13 protein-coding genes and 1 riboswitch are annotated in these 19,152 nt (G+C 36.0%); of the genes, 2 read left to right on the forward strand and 11 right to left on the reverse strand.

Annotated features, from left to right (window positions below; translation table 11 throughout):
• Nucleotides 1–187: 187 nt before the first annotated feature.
• From ltrA to ACOQFO_RS10565, 7 genes are all read right to left on the reverse strand, one after another.
• Nucleotides 188–1,507 (reverse strand): group II intron reverse transcriptase/maturase, encoded by a 1,320-nt coding sequence (gene ltrA, locus ACOQFO_RS10535; protein ID WP_421689627.1) that lies wholly within the window; start codon nucleotides 1,505–1,507, stop codon nucleotides 188–190.
• Between the two features lie 1,173 nt (nucleotides 1,508–2,680).
• Nucleotides 2,681–3,193 (reverse strand): GNAT family N-acetyltransferase, encoded by a 513-nt coding sequence (locus ACOQFO_RS10540; protein WP_421689628.1) that lies wholly within the window; start codon nucleotides 3,191–3,193, stop codon nucleotides 2,681–2,683.
• A gap of 149 nt (nucleotides 3,194–3,342) precedes the next feature.
• On the reverse strand, nucleotides 3,343–6,774 hold the full coding sequence (gene metH / locus ACOQFO_RS10545) for a methionine synthase (protein WP_421689629.1): 3,432 nt from the start codon (nucleotides 6,772–6,774) through the stop codon (nucleotides 3,343–3,345).
• Nucleotides 6,767–8,611 (reverse strand): bifunctional homocysteine S-methyltransferase/methylenetetrahydrofolate reductase, encoded by a 1,845-nt coding sequence (locus tag ACOQFO_RS10550; protein ID WP_421689630.1) that lies wholly within the window; start codon nucleotides 8,609–8,611, stop codon nucleotides 6,767–6,769. The genes metH and ACOQFO_RS10550 overlap by 8 nt, the downstream gene beginning before the upstream one ends.
• Before the next feature lie 174 nt (nucleotides 8,612–8,785).
• Nucleotides 8,786–8,887: riboswitch (SAM riboswitch) on the reverse strand.
• A gap of 80 nt (nucleotides 8,888–8,967) precedes the next feature.
• Nucleotides 8,968–10,362: a protoporphyrinogen oxidase gene (hemG, locus tag ACOQFO_RS10555; RefSeq protein ID WP_421689631.1), complete on the reverse strand. Its 1,395-nt coding sequence runs from the start codon at nucleotides 10,360–10,362 to the stop codon at nucleotides 8,968–8,970.
• 163 nt (nucleotides 10,363–10,525) lie between these two features.
• Nucleotides 10,526–11,401 (reverse strand): tetratricopeptide repeat protein, encoded by an 876-nt coding sequence (locus tag ACOQFO_RS10560; protein ID WP_421689632.1) that lies wholly within the window; start codon nucleotides 11,399–11,401, stop codon nucleotides 10,526–10,528.
• A gap of 51 nt (nucleotides 11,402–11,452) precedes the next feature.
• On the reverse strand, nucleotides 11,453–12,358 hold the full coding sequence (locus tag ACOQFO_RS10565) for a LysR family transcriptional regulator (protein ID WP_421689633.1): 906 nt from the start codon (nucleotides 12,356–12,358) through the stop codon (nucleotides 11,453–11,455).
• Between the two features lie 195 nt (nucleotides 12,359–12,553).
• Between ACOQFO_RS10565 and ACOQFO_RS10570 the strand changes: the two genes are divergently transcribed.
• A complete protein-coding gene (locus ACOQFO_RS10570) occupies nucleotides 12,554–13,300 on the forward strand; it encodes an alpha/beta hydrolase (RefSeq protein ID WP_421689634.1) in 747 nt (248 codons plus the stop codon).
• Nucleotides 13,301–13,495: 195 nt separating this feature from the next.
• Here the strand turns inward: ACOQFO_RS10570 and ACOQFO_RS10575 are convergent, their stop codons facing one another.
• The 4 genes from ACOQFO_RS10575 to ACOQFO_RS10590 all read right to left on the reverse strand — a co-directional run bounded on the left by ACOQFO_RS10575 (nucleotide 13,496) and on the right by ACOQFO_RS10590 (nucleotide 17,055).
• Nucleotides 13,496–14,659, reverse strand: a complete 1,164-nt coding sequence (locus ACOQFO_RS10575) for an endonuclease Q family protein (RefSeq protein ID WP_421689635.1) — start codon at nucleotides 14,657–14,659, stop codon at nucleotides 13,496–13,498.
• A 163-nt stretch (nucleotides 14,660–14,822) separates the two neighbouring features.
• The gene (locus ACOQFO_RS10580) at nucleotides 14,823–15,212 is read right to left on the reverse strand and encodes a YusW family protein (protein WP_421689636.1); all 390 of its coding nucleotides are present in this window, start codon (nucleotides 15,210–15,212) and stop codon (nucleotides 14,823–14,825) included.
• A gap of 244 nt (nucleotides 15,213–15,456) precedes the next feature.
• Nucleotides 15,457–16,071 carry a pyroglutamyl-peptidase I gene (locus ACOQFO_RS10585; RefSeq protein ID WP_421689637.1) on the reverse strand — a complete coding sequence of 205 codons (615 nt, stop codon included), beginning with the start codon at nucleotides 16,069–16,071 and terminating at the stop codon, nucleotides 15,457–15,459.
• 150 nt (nucleotides 16,072–16,221) lie between these two features.
• Nucleotides 16,222–17,055 (reverse strand): Ku protein, encoded by an 834-nt coding sequence (locus tag ACOQFO_RS10590; protein WP_421689638.1) that lies wholly within the window; start codon nucleotides 17,053–17,055, stop codon nucleotides 16,222–16,224.
• Between the two features lie 99 nt (nucleotides 17,056–17,154).
• On the opposite strand from ACOQFO_RS10590, the gene ACOQFO_RS10595 reads away from it, so the two are divergent.
• Nucleotides 17,155–19,002 carry a DNA ligase D gene (locus ACOQFO_RS10595; protein WP_421689639.1) on the forward strand — a complete coding sequence of 616 codons (1,848 nt, stop codon included), beginning with the start codon at nucleotides 17,155–17,157 and terminating at the stop codon, nucleotides 19,000–19,002.
• Nucleotides 19,003–19,152: the final 150 nt, after the last annotated feature.

Consider the following 19,152-nt stretch of genomic DNA (forward strand, 5'->3'; position numbering starts at 1 on the left):
TCGTCTCACCTTTCCAATTGTTTGTTTCGTCACTTACAATTATAGAAAAGGAGACGATTTTTTTCTTTAATAAATTTTTTTGATTTTTAAACAAAACGAGACTGCCCCTAGTGGAAAAATCTCCACTTATGGGACAGCCCCCTCACAGATCCGTACGTGCGGGTCATCGCATACGGCTCCTCCATGCTTATCCCCTTTGGGGATGTAGGTCGTTATAGATATCAACTAGAAAAACTAATCTTAGTTCCCGTAGTTTTTCATTAGGAATTGCGACACTTACTGGTTTACTTTTAGAACTTCTCCAACTCGTCATTCTTAGTCTAGGAAGTTCTCCTTTCCACTTTCGTCTCCTAAGCTCTTTATGTAGCTTCTTAATGTTGCGCCAACTTCTTAGCTGAATCATACGGACTCTTCGCCTAATCCAACTATCCAGTTTTGCAAACAAAGATTTACAATAACCAATCCCAAAGTATCTACCCCAACCTCTTATTACAGGATTTAACCTTTCCTTAATAAATTGCTCTAAGTTTATAGTTTGGTTTTTCTTTGTGATTTCTTTTACTTTATCTTTAAATTTCTTCACAGCTTTATCTGATGGTGTATGATAGAATCCATTCTTAAAAGTGTAACCAAGAAAAGTAAATGGTTCATTTAGGTTATCTACGATTTTAGTTTTCGTTGGGTGCACAACCAATTGAAGTTGACCTTCCAACAACTTTTTCACAGAATTCAAAACTCTTTCCGCACCTTTTCTAGTTCTACAACAGATGACAAAGTCATCCGCGTACCTAGTGATTCTATGCCCTCTAGCAGTCATTATTTCATCAAGAGGATGTAAGTAGATATTTGCCAACAATGGACTTATTACACCACCTTGCGGACTACCACTAGAACTCTCATAAAAAACTCCGTTTTCTAGAATACCTGATTTGAGAAATTGCGAAATTAATTCGAGTACACTACTATCAACTACTTCTTCTCTCATTAGGTCTAAGAGTTTTTCGTGCGGTATCGTATCAAAGTATGTTTTGATATCTGCATCGATTACATACGTATAACCGTCAAGTAAATCCTTACGGATTTTCTCAATTGCCATATGTGCACTGAGATTAGGTCTGAAGCCGAAGCTACATGGTAAAAACTTTTGTTCAAATATTGGTTCTAGTTTCCTTTTAACCGCAGCTTGTAAGACTCTATCGCCGACAGTTGGAATTCCCAAGGGGCGTTGTGTTCCATCCGCTTTTGGGATGTACACTCTTCTAACTGGTTTAGCACGATAGGATTTATCACGCAGTGATTGTTGGAGCACTCTTAAGTTGTGTTCCAATTCAAGCTCATAATCACTAATTGTGACATTATCTACACCATGTGAACCTTTGTTTCTTTTCACGTCATAGAAAGACTGTTCCAGATTTGAGTAGGACCATATTTTGTCTATTAAGCTATACCATTTGCGCTTTGATACATCACCTACACGTAAGCCCTGTTCTCTCGTTCGTTCCTTCATATTCTCCGTTACCTTCCTATACCTTAACTTTGATTGGATAGTAAAACACTAATCATTGTTTGGAATAGTACTCCGCCCCCAAAACAACCTACTTTCTGTTCGGTCTCGAATCTTTGGCCAACTTGCCTCTTCGACTTCTGTTTGGACATGAAGAACTTACCAGTACATTTTGCTTTTCTTACATGGACAGTCGGGCTTCGCATCAAGTCAATGCCTTTTGGGTCAATGCTTGCCTCCTCAATTTGATGAAGAGTCACTTATCTTTGTGGCTTTTCTGATAAGTTTATTCACTACTATCCCCTGCTCTGACTTCTTACCATTCGTAGGTGCATTCTCATCCTTTACGGCTTTGAACGTACTTTACCACCGAAGGTGGAAACGATAAGACCTCCTTGGGTCACGTCAATTCTCTTTCCCCCGAATCCAGTCCTCTTAACTAATAAGATATTGAGTGGGTTTGGACATCCCTTTCTTTTGCAAGGTTATCCCATCCTACCAGCCAACTTGGTTAATGCCACCTGTTCCGGGTTTTGCCTTCTGGTCCTCCGCACAGAACCTCACGATACCTGCACTACCAGTCAGCTATACATTTCTGCCACTACAGCATGTTAGGGACTTCCACCCGTTAGAGAAAAGCGCTGCCAAGCGCACAAAAGACCTTCATCAGGGGGGATGAAGGTCGCTTCGAACCGGATTTCCTGCTATTTCGGTCTTCATCACCTCGATGAAGACCATTTCGAACTGGATTTCCTGCTATTTCGGTCTTCATCAGCTCGATGAAGACCACTTCGAACCGGATTTCCTGCTATTTCGGTCTTCATCACCTCGATGAAGACCACTTTGAGCTGGATTTAATGCCTTTTCGGTCTTCATCACCTCGATGAAGACCACTTCGAACCGGATTTCCTGCTATTTCGGCCTTCATCACCTCGATGAAGACCATTTCGAACCGGATTTCCTGCTATTTCGGTCTTCATCACCTCGATGAAGACCATTTAGAGCCGGATTTCCTGCCTTTTCGGTCTTCATCACCTCGATGAAGACCACTTCGAACCGGATTTCCTGCCTTTTCGGTCTTCAACACCTTCGATGAAGGACACTCCGAAGCAAAACTTCACCTACTCTGTCCTTCATCACCCCGATGAACGCCACCTCGAATCAAAACCCACTCACTTACAACTCAAAAGGATTCTCAGGTCCTTTTAAATCCAGTTGGTAAAACACAATGTCTAACCAGCGTCCAAATTTGTAGCCTGCATTTTTAATATTCCCTGTATAGTAGAATCCTAATTTTTGATGGGATACGATACTTCCCTCATTACTTGCATCTATACAAGCAATCATAGTTTTCACTTCGCGACTCTCAGCTTCTGCGATCAGATACTTCATTAGCTTTGTGCCTATTCCCTTACGATAATGGTCTTTATGAACATACACTGAATGCTCCACTGTATATTTATAGGCTGGGTAAGGACGGAATTGCGAATAAGTAGCAAAACCAGCAACTTTTCCATCCTCAACATATACAAAGCTCGGATCGTTATTTCTCACTTTTGTATTAAACCATTCCACTCTCTGCTCCATTGTTTCCGGAGAATATTTATAAAGTGCCGTTGTATTTAATATGGCATCGTTATAAATTTCATTCACAACTTCTAAATCGTCTATTGTCATTGGTCGGATCATGCATTTCACTCCATTCGAAGGTTTTTAACCATAAATTGTTATCTCTAATTAATTGTTAATATTACATCTACTAAAAAAACTTGTGAAGGTGAATTGAAAAAATTCCTTTAAAAAAGCAGGGACCATAACGATCCCCACTTAAATACTAATTAAACGTTAAAATATCTTGCGTCAGGATGAGCAAAGACAATTGCTGAAACACTAGCCTCTGGTTCCATCATGAAGCCTTCTGTTAAATTAACACCAATTTGTTCTGGTTTTAATAGCTTAAATAATTTCTCTTGGTCTTCTAAATTTGGACAAGCTGGATAGCCAAATGAGAAGCGTTGACCTTGATATTTCGCTGCAAAACGTTCACGCATTGTAAAGTCTGTTGGATCAGGGAAGCCCCATGCATCACGGATTTCTTGGTGAATACGTTCTGCAAATCCTTCTGCAAGCTCCAGTGCAGTTGCATGTAATGCGTGACTTTCTAGGAACTTACCGTCAGCTTTTAATTGATCCGCTACATCACGCACACCATGACCTGCTGTAACAACCATTAATGCAATATAATCCATCTCTCCACTTTCAACTGGTTTTAAGAAGTCAGATAAACACATATATGGCTCAACTTTTTGACGTGGGAATTGGAAACGCTCAATTTCCTTCGTCGGATCTTCAGGACTATAAATGACAACATCATCCCCATCTGCTTGTGCAGGGAAGAATTGATACATTCCTGATGGTTTCAATAGACCAGATGTTAAATAGCCCGTTACTAATTCATGTAATTGAGTAGCGCGTTCTTCATTTTCCGCTAAAGCTTTTTCAACATTGCCTTTAAACCCTAAGTGATGGCCAATTAATGTACGCATATTCACATATGGTTGAAGATGTGCAACTGAGTAATTTCTTGTAATATGTTGCACTAAATCTTTTGGAATAAAGACTGGTGCATCCGCTACAGTTCTTGCTACCTTAACAGGTGCAACTTTCTCTGGACGTTCTGCACGCTTTGCATCAGCAAGCAGTCGCTTCTCTTTAGATTCTTCTAGTTCTTTAATTAGTAATTCACGTTCTTCTTCATTCATTAAACGATTCGCTTGTTCTAAACCTTGCATTGCGTCTTTTGAATAGATTACAGGCCCATCATACTCAGCTGAAATTTTTGTTTCAGTAAATCGTTTTGATAAAGCTGCACCACCAACAAGAATTGGAATTTCAATGCCGGCTTCTTTAAAATCTTGTGCTGTAATAACCATTTGCTGTGCAGATTTAACTAATAATCCAGATAAACCAACCATATCTGGTTTTTCTTTTCGAATCGCTTCGATTAATTCTGCGGGAGTTACTTTAATCCCTAAGTCGATCACCTTATATCCATTATTACTTAAAATAATATCTACCAGGTTTTTACCAATATCATGAACGTCGCCTTTAACTGTGGCAAGGACGATTTTTCCTTTTCCTGCACTTTCATCAGCCTTCTCCATGTATTGTTCAAGATGAGCTACTGCTGCCTTCATTACTCCAGCACTTTGAAGAACTTCCGCTACGATTAATTGATTATCGTTAAATAGACGACCAACTTCAGCCATACCGGTCATTAATGGTCCATTAATAATATCTAAAGGCGAATCAAAGATTTTTCGAGCTTCTTCTAAATCAGGAATTAACCCTTCCTTCGTACCTTCAACAATATAGTAAGCAAGACGTTCTTCTACTGTGTCTGGTAATTTCGCAACTGTTTTTTCTTTCTTTTTATCTCGATAAAAATCAGTAAACACTGCAAGAGTTTCATCGTTTGTATTGAAAATTAAATCATTTGCTAATTTAATTTCTTCTTCTGGAATGGAAGCATAACGCTCTAGTTTTTCTGTATTTACAATCGCATAATCTAAACCTGCTTGTGTACAGTGATATAGATAAACTGCATTTAAAATCTCACGCCCTACTGGAGGTAAACCGAATGATACGTTACTTACCCCAAGTACTGTTAGAGTTCTTGGGAATTTTTCTTTAATAAGACGAATTCCTTCAATAGTCTCTTCTGCTGCACCGATGTATTGCTCGTCCCCAGTACCTACAGGGAACACAAGTGGGTCAAAAATAATATCTTCTGGTGCTAGACCCCATTTTTCAGTTAACAACTGATAAGAGCGTTCCGCTACTTCTAATTTACGTTCTCTTGTAACAGCCATTCCTATTTCATCAATCGTACCAACAACGACTGAAGCACCGTATTTCTTAACAATCGGCATTACAGCATCAAATCGTTCTTCACCATCTTCTAAGTTGATCGAGTTAATAATTGCTTTCCCTTGGGAGTACTTTAATGCTTCCTCGATTACTTTGTCGTCTGTAGAATCGATTACTAATGGAACTTTTACTTTCTTTACAACTTCTTGCATGAAGTTTTTCATGTCTTCTAGCTCGTCACGGTCAGGATTTGCTAAACAAATATCGATTACGTGAGCACCATTTTTCACTTGGGCTCTAGCAATTTCTGCTGCTTCTTCAAATTTCCCATCAATGATTAATTGCTTAAACTTACGAGAACCGATAACATTCGTACGTTCCCCGATAAATAAAGGTCTCATTGAATCATCATATTGAAGAGGTTCAATACCTGAAACGACATGACCATGCGTTTGCTCTTTTCTTGCTCTTGGTGCATATCCATCAACCGCTCCACGAATCGCCGCTATATGATCTGGTGTTGTTCCACAGCAGCCCCCAACAATATTCAACCATCCTTTTTCAGCAAAACCGCGCAATTTTTTCGATAAAGAATCAGGTGATTCATGGTAATGTCCTTCTTCATCTGGTAAGCCGGCATTAGGATAACAACTTACATAACTTGTTGATAATTCAGATAAAGAACGAATGTGGTCCGTCATAAATTCTGGACCAGTTGCACAGTTTAGCCCAACAGATAATGGTTTGATATGTTCAATTGAGATATAAAATGCTTCAATTGTTTGACCTGCAAGAGTTGTACCCATTGGTTCAATTGTTGCTGAAACCATTACTGGTAATTTTACTCCCGTTTCGTCAAATGCACGGTTAACACCGATTGTAGCAGCTTTTACATTCAACATATCTTGGCTTGTTTCAAGTAATAATAGATCTGCTCCGCCCTCAATTAACGCTTTCGCCTGAACATAAAAATTTTCTGTCAGCTCATCAAAGGTAATACCACCAGTAACCGATAATGTTTTCGTTGTTGGTCCGATTGCACCCGCAACAAAACGTGGCCATTCTTCTGTAGTAAATTCCTCTGCAGCTGCTTTTGCAAGTTGAACAGCGAGTTTATTAATCTCTTCTGCTTTATGACCTAATCCATATTCATTTAAAACGAGTGGAGTGCCGCCAAACGTATTTGTACAAATAATGTCTGCACCTGCTTTTAAATATTCACGGTGTATTTTTGTCACTACATCTGGACGTGTAATAACTAAATTTTCATTACAGCCATCTAACGCTTCTCCACCAAAATCTTCAGCTGTTAGATTTTCGCGTTGTAGCATGGTTCCCATTGCACCATCGATAATTAATATGCGTTTATCCAGTTGTTTTTCTATCAGATGGTTAACCATTTGCCATAACTCCTTTAGTCTCTTCATCGAGTTGTTTTATATAATCCATTAGTTCCCTAGTTAGTTCATAACGTAAAAATGGTGTAATTAAATAAATTCCATTGAAATATTGTGTTGCTGTATCAAGTAATTCTTTTGCAATTGCAAGCCCTTCTTCAGCTTCACGATCTTTATCGCCATCACATGACTTCATTCTCTCTAGAACTTCGTCAGACAACTTAATACCCGGTACTTCATGGTGTAAAAATTCTGCACTTCTAAAGCTTGTAAGTGGCATGATTCCGATATAGATTGGTGCTGCAAGTTGCTTTGTAGCTTCATAAATTTCTACGATTTTTTCTTTTGAATAGACAGGTTGAGAGATAAAGTAATCAGCACCATGTTCGATTTTCTTTTCTAATCGACTTACAGCACGGTCCAATACACGTACATTCGGGTTAAAGGCAGCTGCAACTGAGAAGTTAGCTTTTTTACGAAGCGCCTTACCAGAAAAAGAAATTCCTTCATTTAACTGTTTAATAAGTGCAATTAACTCCATAGACGAAACATCATATACGCTTGTAGCACCTGGGAAGTCACCCACTTTTGTTGGGTCGCCAGTTACAGCTAAAATATCATGAAGACCAAGTGCATTTAGCCCCATTAAATGTGATTGCAAACCAATTAAATTGCGATCACGGCAAGTAATATGTGGCATTGAACGGATTCCATGTTGTTTTAAAATCGCACCCATTGCAATGTTACTTACTCTAGGAGAAGCGAGAGAGTTATCCGCCATCATGATTAAATCAGCACCGTTATCATATAAAACTTTCGCACCTTCAACAAAAGCGTCCACTTCCAAATGTCTAGGCGTATCTAGCTCAACAATTACCGAGCGTTCACGTTTTACTTTTTCATGAAGAGGCTCTGTGTTTGTTGGCTCTGGTTCGCTAATTAAAATTTCTTTTCTTGGTTTTGCTAATTTCTTTTCAATTGGTTTTAAATTGGCCAATTTCTTTTTAACAGCTTCAATATGTTTCGGTGTAGTTCCACAGCAACCACCAATTAGTCGCACACCTTGTTTTGATAATTCAAGTGCTGCACGAGCAAAATAATCCACTTCAGATTCGTAGATTACACGTCCTTCATCTAAATCTAATAAAGAAGCGTTTGGATAAGCAGATATATACGCTTGTTCTGGAAGTTCCACCGTTTCTAATGCTTGAATTGTATGGTATGGACCTAACTTACAGTTAACACCAACTAGATCTGCCCCTAGTTTCTCAAGTTCAGTAAAAGCCTCATTCAATGTTAGCCCGTTACTTAAAACACCCACTTCTTGCATTGACACTTGGGCAATGATAGGAAGATCTGTTAAACCTCTTAGTAATTTTAAAGTTGCCGTTAGTTCTTCAAAATCATAGTAAGTTTCAAGTAAAAGGCCGTCAATTTCACCTTTAATTAAAACCTCGGCTTGCTCTTTAACAGCAGATAAAATCTCTTCTAAAGTTGTATCATTTTTTCTGACACCACGAATCCCACCGATTGAACCTACTACAAACTGACCGCCTGGTTTAGCAGCATTTTTAGCTAAACGAATGGCAGCTTCATTTATTTCAACGACTTTAGATTCAAGTCCATAACGAGCAAGTTTAATTGCATTTGCTCCATAGGTATTTGTTTGGATAATGTCTGCTCCAGCCGCTATATATTCACTATGAATCTTTTCAATCAGTTCTGGTCGTACAAGATTCATCTCTTCATGACAATAATCTAAACCGTAGGAGTATAATAGCGTTCCCATTGCTCCATCAGCAGTTAGTACTCTTGATTTTAACGCTTCTTTTAGTTTCATATATTTGACTCCTTAATTGTATAAAGTAAAAATTTAATCGGGATGTTAGCGTCCGTTGACTCCCAACTAATCATCATGGTTTTATCTAGCTGGGGGTCTTACGGACGGTTTCACCGGTATAAATAAAAGCCTTCTACTAGAATAGAAGGCTTGACATAACAAATGTGAAATTCCTTCTTATCTATCGGGTTCGACCGCTGGATTTAGCACCTTACATCTTAAATGTTGGTTGCTGAAGCATCATCGGGCCAGTCCCTCTGCTTCTCTTGATAAGAATCGTATTTATTATTGTAATAGATTAAATTTTAACTTAAAATTCTAAAAACTTCAACTTTTTTTCAAAATTAATTAATTGATTATTCAGCTTTTAGACTCGTCATAATCTTTTTAGCAGTTGTTTTACCATTATCAATACATGCACCAATTCCAACACCAAAATAAGAACATCCTGCTAACAATAGGTTAGGGTATTTGCACTCGACTTGGCTTAAAACATTTTGTAGTGCTTCATTGTGCGCTAAATCATATCTTGGCATTTGGTTAATCCATTTTGTAACATTTGCTACAACTGGTACATCCTCTACATTTATACTTAATTTAACGTCTTGAAGGGCGACTTTTATAAGCTCGTCTTCTGTCATTTGAACAATTTCTTTATATTTTGGATTTGAACTTTTATAGAATAGTCGAACAAGTAGCTTTCCATCTGATGATGTATGTTTCCATTTTCGGCTCGTCCATGTAGATGCGTCACAAACTAAATCACTATTATGAGAAACAATACATCCTGTACCATCAGCAGGAAGAACAGAATCTGGTAGGTCAAATCCTAAATAGATTGTAATTGCCGAAGCGTTTGTAAACTTTCCTAAGTATTGATCTAGTTCTGCATCATCTAGCAAAGTTTGTACTACTTGATTTGGTAAAGCCAATACGACTACGTCAGCTTGTAAAGTTTCACCATTTGAAAAGGCTACTTCATATCCGCTATTTGTCTTTTTAATATTTTTCGTTTCTCTATTTTTATAAATTTCTACTTCTGGTAGCGCCTCTTCTAAATGAATAATCAATTGAGATAATCCTCTTTTAAAAGAAACAAATTTTTTATTTGAACTGCTTTCAAACTTTGCACGGTTTGCTTCAAAGCCTTTCATAATGCTTCCATACTCATTTTTATAGTCGACTAAATAAGGTAGTGTTGAATTCAGTGATAACTCGTATAAGTTTCCTGAGTAAACACCTGAAAGAACTGGCGCAATTTGTTTCCGAACAATTTCTTCACCTAAAAAATATTCTAGAAACTCACCGATAGAGCTTTCTTTTGTAAATCCTGGGTTTGGAATTTCTTCGTCTTGTAGAACACGTTTCTTTCCTTCTTCTGAAATTAATGTACTCGCCATTAAAGAATCTACACTCATTGGTATTCCGAAGGTTGAGCCTGGTGGTATCGCATGAAGTTCGTTATTTGTGTGAATATAAGAAATACCTGTCTCGTTATATACAAGTTGATCTTCGAAATTTAAATCACGAACTAATGTTAAAACTGCCGGGTGACGTGCAACCATTGAATCAGCACCTGTTTCCATTATGTAACCCTTTTCATAAGCGGAATGCATTTTTCCACCTAAATATGAATTGCGTTCAACTAATACTAATCGTGCTTCTATATTTTCTTCTTTTAATTGTTTATTTAGGTAATACATTGTAGTTAACCCCGTAATTCCTCCACCAATTACTGCAATTGTTTTCATATTTACATCTCCTCGAGTTATTTGTACCTATAGTATAAACTTTTTCCACATGAACAAATGTGAGTTCTGTCACAAATTTAGTAAATCTTAGCCGTAATTTGTAAATACTACTTATAGAAATTAAATATTTTACAAAAAAATAACTCCCGATTTTACTCGTGAGTTATTCTTCGATCGTTCTCATTTGTTGATCAGCACGTTGTCTCCACTTTTTAGCCTTTTCGGGATTTTTCTTCACATCAATTCCCTTTTCATATATCCTAGCAATACTAATTTTTGATTGTAAGTCGCCTAGCAGTGAAGCTTGTTTATAAAATGTAAGTGCCAACTTACCATTCCGTTTCACTTCAATTCCATTTTCATAAATATATCCAAGATTAAATAGCGAATCTACTTTATACTGACTAGCCGCTTTTTTAAACCAACTGATCGCTTTGCCGACATCTCGATCTTTACCTAAGTCTCCATCAAGATAAATTGTACCAAGTCGGTATTGCGCTTCTACATCTCCTAGTTTAGCTGCTTGTAAATAATAATCAAATGCTTTGTCTTCATCTTCTTCGACGCCAATTCCCTGTTCGTAAATCATTCCTAATGTGAACATCGCTTCTGTTACATTATGTTCTGCGGCAAATGTAAACCATTTAATTGCCTCAATTTCATCGATTTCAACGCTTTCTCCATTAAAGTACATATCTGCTAAGTTATTCGCGGCATCTGGATGGCCATTTTCAGCTGCTTTTTGATATAGCTTAAAGGCTTCATCGTAATCTTCTTCCATGATTTCACCATCAATATAACAATTAGCTAGTAAGTACTGAGCTTCTGTATTTCCCTTCGCAGCAGCACTTTGTAACCAAAACAAATAACCATCGTATTTTTTTATCTCTTTATAAATTCGAGCAACTATTAACATGGCTTCTTCATTTCCACTTTTAGCTAGATCGTATTGAGTAATTACATCATCTAGTTGTAAGTCATTTAAAGTACAATTTGAATCTTGTAGTAGTTGTATGAATAATTCTTTATTTGCGTACAAAAAACACACACCTTTATAGGTTTTAATAGGCTTGACGTTTTTGTTAAAAGTTTATTTCCATTTTTCTACAGGACTTTCACCTGTATAATATTCCACTAAATAATTTTTAAATTGTGTTGCAGCGGGCGATAAATAACGACCTTTTGCCCAAGAAACACCGATTTTTCTTTCACAAATCGGTTCCGTTACACGTATCTTTGTAACATTGTATTCATTTAAACCTTTTATATCAGGGATTAACGATACACCTAATCCAGCTCCTACGAAACCGGCTACTGTATGCATTTCTTCCCCTGCAAATGTTGTATTAGCTGTTATCCCAGCCTTTTCTAAAAACTCATCTACAATTTTCCTCAAAGCATTTCCGCGCTTGATGGAGATAAAGTTTTCGTCTTTAATCTCTTTCAGCTTAATGGATTCCCGACTAGCAAAACGATGGGTATTTGGCACAATTACAAATAGCTCTTCACTCCATAGTTCAACCCACTGTATATCCATTATTTTTGACTGAATTTTTTGAGATAAACATAAATCAATATTTCCTTCTTCTAGTCCTTTTAATAAATTATAGGAGGCGCTTTGAGTTAAGGTAAATTTCATATTTGGATACTTTTCAGGAATATGTGCCATTAAAGTAGGCACTACGGACATTCCTAATGTGTGGATAAATCCAAAGGAAACTTCACCAAATCCAGGTTTTATAAGTTCACTTATTTCCTCTTTCGCTTTACTAAACTCATCTAATATAATGTCAACGCTTTCTAAGAAGAGTTTTCCATAACGATTTAAAATAATCGATCTTCCTTGTCGATCAAACAAAGGAACACCTAATTCTTGTTCAATATTTGAAATAGACTTACTCAATGCTGGCTGAGAGATACTCAGACGTTCAGCGGCATGGGTCATATGCTGCATTTCAGCAACAATTTTAAAATATTCTAGCTGTTGAATTTCCACCTCACAAACCCCCTCAACCAATAACATTTTGGAATCAATATGATAAAAATAATAAATTGTATTTATGTAAGGTTACTACTATAATAAGCTTTAACATCAGGTTTGCATATCAAATTTTTAAATAAAAAACAACTATTTTTTATTAACTTTCATTTCTTTGACACAAAATATTTACATTAAAAGGAGTTATTAAAAATGAAAATCATCCCGCCAAAACCATTTACGATAGAAGCTGGCAAACGTGCAGTTCTATTACTTCATGGTTTTACTGGCAATACGAATGACGTTAAACGCTTAGGTCGTTATTTATCGGAACGTAATTACACTGTACACGCACCTTTATATAAAGGACACGGTGGAGATCCTGAAACACTTATTAATACAGATCCAATGGAATGGTGGAATAGTGCTGTTGAAGGTTACGATTATCTCCGTAGCTTAGGTTATGACGAAATTGCGGTTGCTGGTGTATCTCTTGGTGGAATATTCTCACTAAGACTTGGCGAAGAACGTCCAACAAAAGCAATTGTGGCTATGAGTGCACCTGCTATTGCAAAAAGTGTAGATAGCCTTCAAAACCGTATCGTAGATTATACGATTAAATATAAAAAACTTTCTGGTACTTATGATGAGCAAAATGATAGTCCAACTCAGGTTGCTCAATATGTACGTATGCCATCCCTTACTTATTTGCAAGGAATTATTAATGATACAAGTTCAAAATTAGACACGATTCAAACTCCAGTTCATATTTTACGTGGACTAAATGATGATGATTATTACTGCGAAAGTGCAGATTTAATATATAATTCGGTAAAATCTCGTATTAAATCAGTTAAAAGTTTTATCAATTCAGGTCATATTTTAACTCTCGATAAAGAAAAGGAACTTGTATTTGAAGAAGTATACCGTTTCTTCGAAAGTTTAAAATGGAATGACTAATTATCGATAAATTTTTAATTTTCTGATTAAAATATTTCATTATTGGCAACATTATTATTGTATCCCCTAGCAAATTCCCCAATTTGCTATAAATTAAATGTCCTTTGTGGCATTACATCCCTATAAACAAGCTACTTTTAAGATTCCCCGTCTTAAAATGTAGCTTGTTTAATTTTTACCCAAATTTTTTATTATTTAATGAACCTTTCCATATTTTCCAGCCCCACCAACATCGATCGTTAACTCCCCTTTACGTGCTTGGTCAATTAATTTGGCGATTTTTTGTGGTAAGTACTGTTCTAATTCTTCGCGTGTAACAGTATGCAATATATTCATTTCAGTTCCGAAGATACTCAATAACCGCTCAATCATTTTAGGTCCAATCCCTGGGATGAAATCTAATGGGACTTGATGGATATATGGTGGTCTTTTTCTTGTCGGTTCAACTAAATCAGATAGTTCTTGAATCCGTGTGGAAACACCTTTCACAAAGAGCTTACTACCGCATTTCCTACATACAGACTCTCCCTCTATTAAAGGCTCACTACAATTAGCACATGCGGTTGAATGATATTTTCCAAGCAAAGGATTCAATCCATAATTAGCTACTATTTTTCGGCCATTACTTTCTTGTAACGCCATTTCAATTTCTCGAAATGTCGCATCCTTCAATTCAATCTTTTGATATTCACGAGCTAGCTTTCCAAGAGAATGTGCATCTGAATTTGTGACGAACGTATACTGCTCTAGTTCTCCTATTCTTTTAACCATGTCTGTGTCAGAACTTAAGCCTAGTTCAATACCATCGATCAACGCTGGATCAAATACCTCAGTTAAACTACTACTAACTCCTTTACCATAAAGACTTTTAAAAGGAGTAAATACATGTGCAGGAATAAAAAGACCGCCTAGATCCTTTACTTTTCTTTGTAAAGTGAGCCCATCACAGTAGATTCTTTGGGAACTTAACTGGATATTCTTTAAGTTTGAGCTCATCCAATTAGAAAATTCCTTCATAATAGAAATCGTCGGAAAATAAGCCAACACATGAATGGGACCTTGGCAATTTTCGTCATATATTTCTATTTCAGATCCGGGTATCAATGTAGTGTTTTCATAACGGAGACCACCCTCAGATAATTGTTCCATCTCCCCTTTAGTAAGTAATACTTCAATTTCTCCTATTACTTCAGGTGAATGACAATCTATAATCCCGATAATATCCAAACCTTTCTTGGAGCTAGCCGTATCAAGGATGTTTTTTAAAGTTAAATTTCTGCTGCCAGTTATTTTTACAGGTTTTCCATTTTCAGTTCTTCCAATATGAATATGTAAGTCTGCAAAATAATGTTGATTCATTGTTATTTCCCTTCTTCAATCACGTTGTCTCAATAGTATCCTCAAAGAAAGATATTAAAAAACCTATTTGTTATATTTTATATTCAATAAGTCAAAGTACAAAGTTCATTTTAAATAATAAAAAATGCCCGATTGCATTTAATACGGGCATTTAATAATAAAGTTAGCTTGTAAAGTTATATTCTTTTACCGTTCCTGTATCATATCGTACTTCTAATTCCATTTTTGTAAAATCATCTGAAAGATCAAAGGCAGTTAGAATTTGAATGACAATTTCACTATCTTCGGTATGTTCGTCAAAAGTTAAACTTTCCAAAATCGCCATTACATTGTTTTTAGCTTCATCACCAGATAAATACACATTATTGAGTTCATCTCCTACTTTTGCTCTAACACCAGATTCTTCTTCCACGAATTTAACTTCATAGGAAAGATTATTTGGATATTCAACATCTAGATCAAAATTAGTAAAACGAGAAGTAGTGCTTGTTGGCTCCCCACCTTCAGCATTACCTACTATTTCAGTTTCGCCAGTTTCATCCAGAGTAGTCATTGCTGAAGTATCTTCTTGTGTAATGGTATTTTCTTAAGCATGTTCTTTATCTTACCTATCATCCTTAACTTGTTCTTTATATATCTGTTTAGCAAGAAATTAAAGGTAATAAAAAATGACGATTATAAGTTAGATTTTGAATAACAAGCTTTATAAATTAAAAACCTTTTAACAGTATTATCGAGATTACTGTTAAAAGGTTTTCTTATTGTAATGGCATTCAACTAAAGGTCGGTGGTCGAAACTAGTTTGCCTCTGAAGTAATTACATCAAGGCTTATTTCTACAGCACGTTTTAAATCCGAGTGAGACCAACTTGGAATTTTACCATGCTGAATAGCTAATTCGTGAGAGGCAGGTATATGAATAAAACCTGATTGATAACTTAAATTGTTTATCTTTGCATGATGTAATGCACTATACATTACATTGTTACACAAGTATGTCCCAGCCGTATTAGAAATCTCAGCTGGCAAACCTTCTTCTATTAAACGATCGACAATTTCTCGAATAGGAATTGTAGGGAAAAATGCAGTTTCACCATCTTCTACAATTAACTGATCTTTAGGTGCAACTTGATTATTATCTGGTTCTCCATCCTTAATATTTACAGCAAATCTTTCAGGTGTAATTTTATAACGCCCACCTGCTAATCCTAATGAAACAACCACATCCGGTTTTATTTCATCGATTTTTTCTAGTAATTGTTTTGCAGATTTCTCAAAATCTACAGGGAGAATGACGCCATGTATTTCATAATTGTTTATGTTTGTTCCGTTTAATTCCTCGACAATTTTCATTGTTGGGTTCACTTTGAAATGTAAAAATGGTTCAAAACCTGATAATAATATTTTTTTCATCCTTTTCACCTCGTATGCTAAATGCTAAATCTTCCATCTGAAGACTTTGTTACTATTTTTATTCTATTCCTAATTATCCAACTATTACAATAGCAAATAGAAAAAAGCCACAAAGTACCGAAGTAATTTGTGGCTTTACTATAAGTAAGGTTATGCTTTTTTCTTAACAACAGTTTTTCTTTTCCGTGTCGTTGTGGTTGGTTTTGCTCGTGTTTTATCAAGTGAAGCTTGTAATGCTGTCATTAAATCCGTCATATCAGAAGGAATTCTCGATTCTTTTTCAGTAGCAGTAACAGTGTTCTCGCCATTCTTTTTCTTTTCGATTAATTCCAATAAAGCGGTTCTGTAATCATCTTGATATTTTTCAGGATCAAACTTATCTGTTAACTGTTCAATTAACATAAGTGCCGTATCTAATTCTTTCTGAGTTACCTTTTCTTCACTTGGTATATTTGGAACTTCTTCCGCTTTACGAACTTCATCTGGAAAGTGAATGGTCTCCATTAATAATGTATCTTTATAAACACGTACTATAGCAAGTTGTTCTTTAGAACGAATCGTAATTTTTGCAACACCGATTTTCCCCGATTCTTGTAGTGATTTTCGTAAAAGTGCATATGCTTTTCCACCACCAGTATCTGGGGCTAAAAAGTAACTTCTTTCAAAATAGATCGGATCGATTTCCTCGAGTTTAACAAACTCTATTATTTCTACAGATTTATCTTCACTTTCTTTTCTTAAGTTTTCTAATTCTTCATCGTCTAAAACGACAAATTTATTTTTCGAATATTCGTATGCCTTAACAATGTCTTCGTTTTTAATTTCTTTATCACAAACAGGACATACTTTACTATAGTTAATCGGACTATTACATTCTTTGTGTAATTGCCTTAATTTTATATCGCGATTTTCAGTTGCTGTATGTAGTTTTACTGGAATATTTACAAGTCCAAAACTAATACTGCCCTTCCAAACTGTATGCATGTTTTCACCTACTCTTTTTCTTATTATCTGTTGTTTTCATTCTTCTATGTATAAGTAAAAAAGATATCCAAAAACTAATCTAAAAAAGAGGTTTTGCATTTGAAACCAATGCTTTTAACTGCAACTGAAGAAGTGCCTGTAAGTGAGGATTGGTTATACGAGGTGAAATATGACGGATACCGTTGCCTATTACATTGGGATCATAATGGAATTCGCTTAATAAGCCGCAATGGAAATGAGCTCACTCATCTCTTTCCAGAAATCACTTCATTCAGTGAGCGGTTCTCAAATTTTATCCTCCCGGTTCTCCCGATCGTTCTTGATGGTGAAATCTGTTATTTAACAAATGATTATAAAAGTGAATTTTCAATTGTCCAAACCCGAGGAAAGATGAGAAATGAAGATGTTATACAGAAGAATGCTCAAATCTTCCCTTGTCATTTTATCGCTTTTGACTTAATCCATTATAAAGGTTTAGATATTACGCAATACCTTCTTATTGAAAGAAAGAGCTTGTTAAAATCGCTTTTTGAAACAATTGGTGCACCAAACAATGTCCAGAACGATAAGCAAGAGTTAATACAAGCAATCGATGTGATGAAAGACGAGCAAGAGGTATTGGAGAAGGTAAGAAAATATAACGGCGAAGGAATCATTGCTAAAAGGAGCAATAGCGTATGGAATAGCGGAGTCCGATCTCGTGAATGGCTAAAGATTAAAAATTGGCGTTTTGTGAAGGTTGTACTAACAAAGTACGACAAAGAAAATGGCTATTTCCATGGTTCGGTCTATAAAGATAATTCTTGGATTGAAGTAGTTATTGTTAAACATGGACTACAAGAAAAAGAAGTTACGACATTAGTATCCTTTTTCCAAGAGAATGGAAAACAAATTACTTCTGAAGTATGGGAACTCCAACCATCGATTTGCGTTGAGGTTGCTTGTATTGATTTTGATGGAAAAAAGCTTAGGGAACCTAGGTTTCATCAATTCAGATTTGATGTTACACCGGAAGAAGCAAATTGGAGAGCTATGCTAAGAGCATTGAATCCAATTCCTGAGATTGTACAAATTACACATCCAGATAAACCAGTTTGGCCTGCTTTAAACTTAGTAAAAGATGATTATCTTCACTATTTACAACAAATTGCGACATACCAGCTTCCATTCCTAAAGGACCGTTTACTAACTTCAATTCGGTTTCCTCATGGAGTACCAGGGGAAAGCTTTTATCAAAAGAACGCACCGGATTACACACCTGACTTTGTACTAACGAAGCGAGATGAGGACATTGATTATATCGTTTGTAATAATATCGAAACACTTCTCTGGTTAGGGAATCAGTTGGCAATTGAATTTCACATACCATTTCAAACAATTGATACAGAATACCCAACAGAAATCGTTTTTGATCTTGACCCACCATCAGTCAATGAATTTTCACTTGCGATTGATGCCGCATTAAAAATGAAAGAAATATTTGATCAGTTTCAATTGCAATCCTTTGTAAAAACATCGGGTGGTAAAGGACTACAAATTTATATTCCGTTACCAAAGAATACTTTCTCCTACGAAGATACTCGCATTTTTACAGAGTTTGTTTGTATGTATTTATGTATGGAAGAACCAAACAAGTTTACTACCGAGCGCTTAAAAAAGAATCGTCACGGGAAATTATATTTGGATTATATCCAACACGCTGAAGGGAAAACAATTGTTGCTCCGTATTCTGCAAGAGGAAACGATCTTGGGTGTATTGCAACACCATTATTTTGGGAAGAAGTAAACGGCAACTTAAGACCTGATTTGTTTACGATTCCAACAGTTTTAGAGAGAATAAAGAAAGTGGGAGATCCTTTCTTACATTTTAGAGAAGTCGGAGAACAGCAAGATTTTGAAGTTGTTCTCACTAATTTGAAATTGCTCATTAACGGAAGAAATAAATAACCTTCATCATGAATTCTCCGCCGAAGGAGATTCTAGGTGAAGGTTTTTAATTTAGTTTAAGTTGTATTGCTTTTCGAATATTTTTTAGTGATTCTGATTTATATATCTGATAACAAAGAATAATGACAATCATTACATCTATTAAGTCCC

This window comes from Ureibacillus sp. MALMAid1270, from assembly GCF_049202975.1.
In the GTDB taxonomy this organism is placed as follows: Bacteria; Bacillota; Bacilli; order Bacillales_A; family Planococcaceae; genus Ureibacillus.

Bases quoted from the DNA above. Each gene is read 5' to 3' on its own strand.
- ACOQFO_RS10570 (WP_421689634.1), top strand. From the start codon at position 12,554: ATGAAAATCATCCCGCCAAAACCATTTACGATAGAAGCTGGCAAACGT.
- ACOQFO_RS10540 (WP_421689628.1), bottom strand. From the start codon at position 3,193: ATGATCCGACCAATGACAATAGACGATTTAGAAGTTGTGAATGAAATT.
- ltrA (WP_421689627.1), bottom strand. From the start codon at position 1,507: ATGAAGGAACGAACGAGAGAACAGGGCTTACGTGTAGGTGATGTATCA.
- ACOQFO_RS10590 (WP_421689638.1), bottom strand. From the start codon at position 17,055: ATGCATACAGTTTGGAAGGGCAGTATTAGTTTTGGACTTGTAAATATT.
- ACOQFO_RS10580 (WP_421689636.1), bottom strand. From the start codon at position 15,212: ATGACTACTCTGGATGAAACTGGCGAAACTGAAATAGTAGGTAATGCT.
- ACOQFO_RS10550 (WP_421689630.1), bottom strand. From the start codon at position 8,611: ATGAAACTAAAAGAAGCGTTAAAATCAAGAGTACTAACTGCTGATGGA.
- ACOQFO_RS10575 (WP_421689635.1), bottom strand. From the start codon at position 14,659: ATGAATCAACATTATTTTGCAGACTTACATATTCATATTGGAAGAACT.
- ACOQFO_RS10585 (WP_421689637.1), bottom strand. From the start codon at position 16,071: ATGAAAAAAATATTATTATCAGGTTTTGAACCATTTTTACATTTCAAA.
- hemG (WP_421689631.1), bottom strand. From the start codon at position 10,362: ATGAAAACAATTGCAGTAATTGGTGGAGGAATTACGGGGTTAACTACA.
- metH (WP_421689629.1), bottom strand. From the start codon at position 6,774: ATGGTTAACCATCTGATAGAAAAACAACTGGATAAACGCATATTAATT.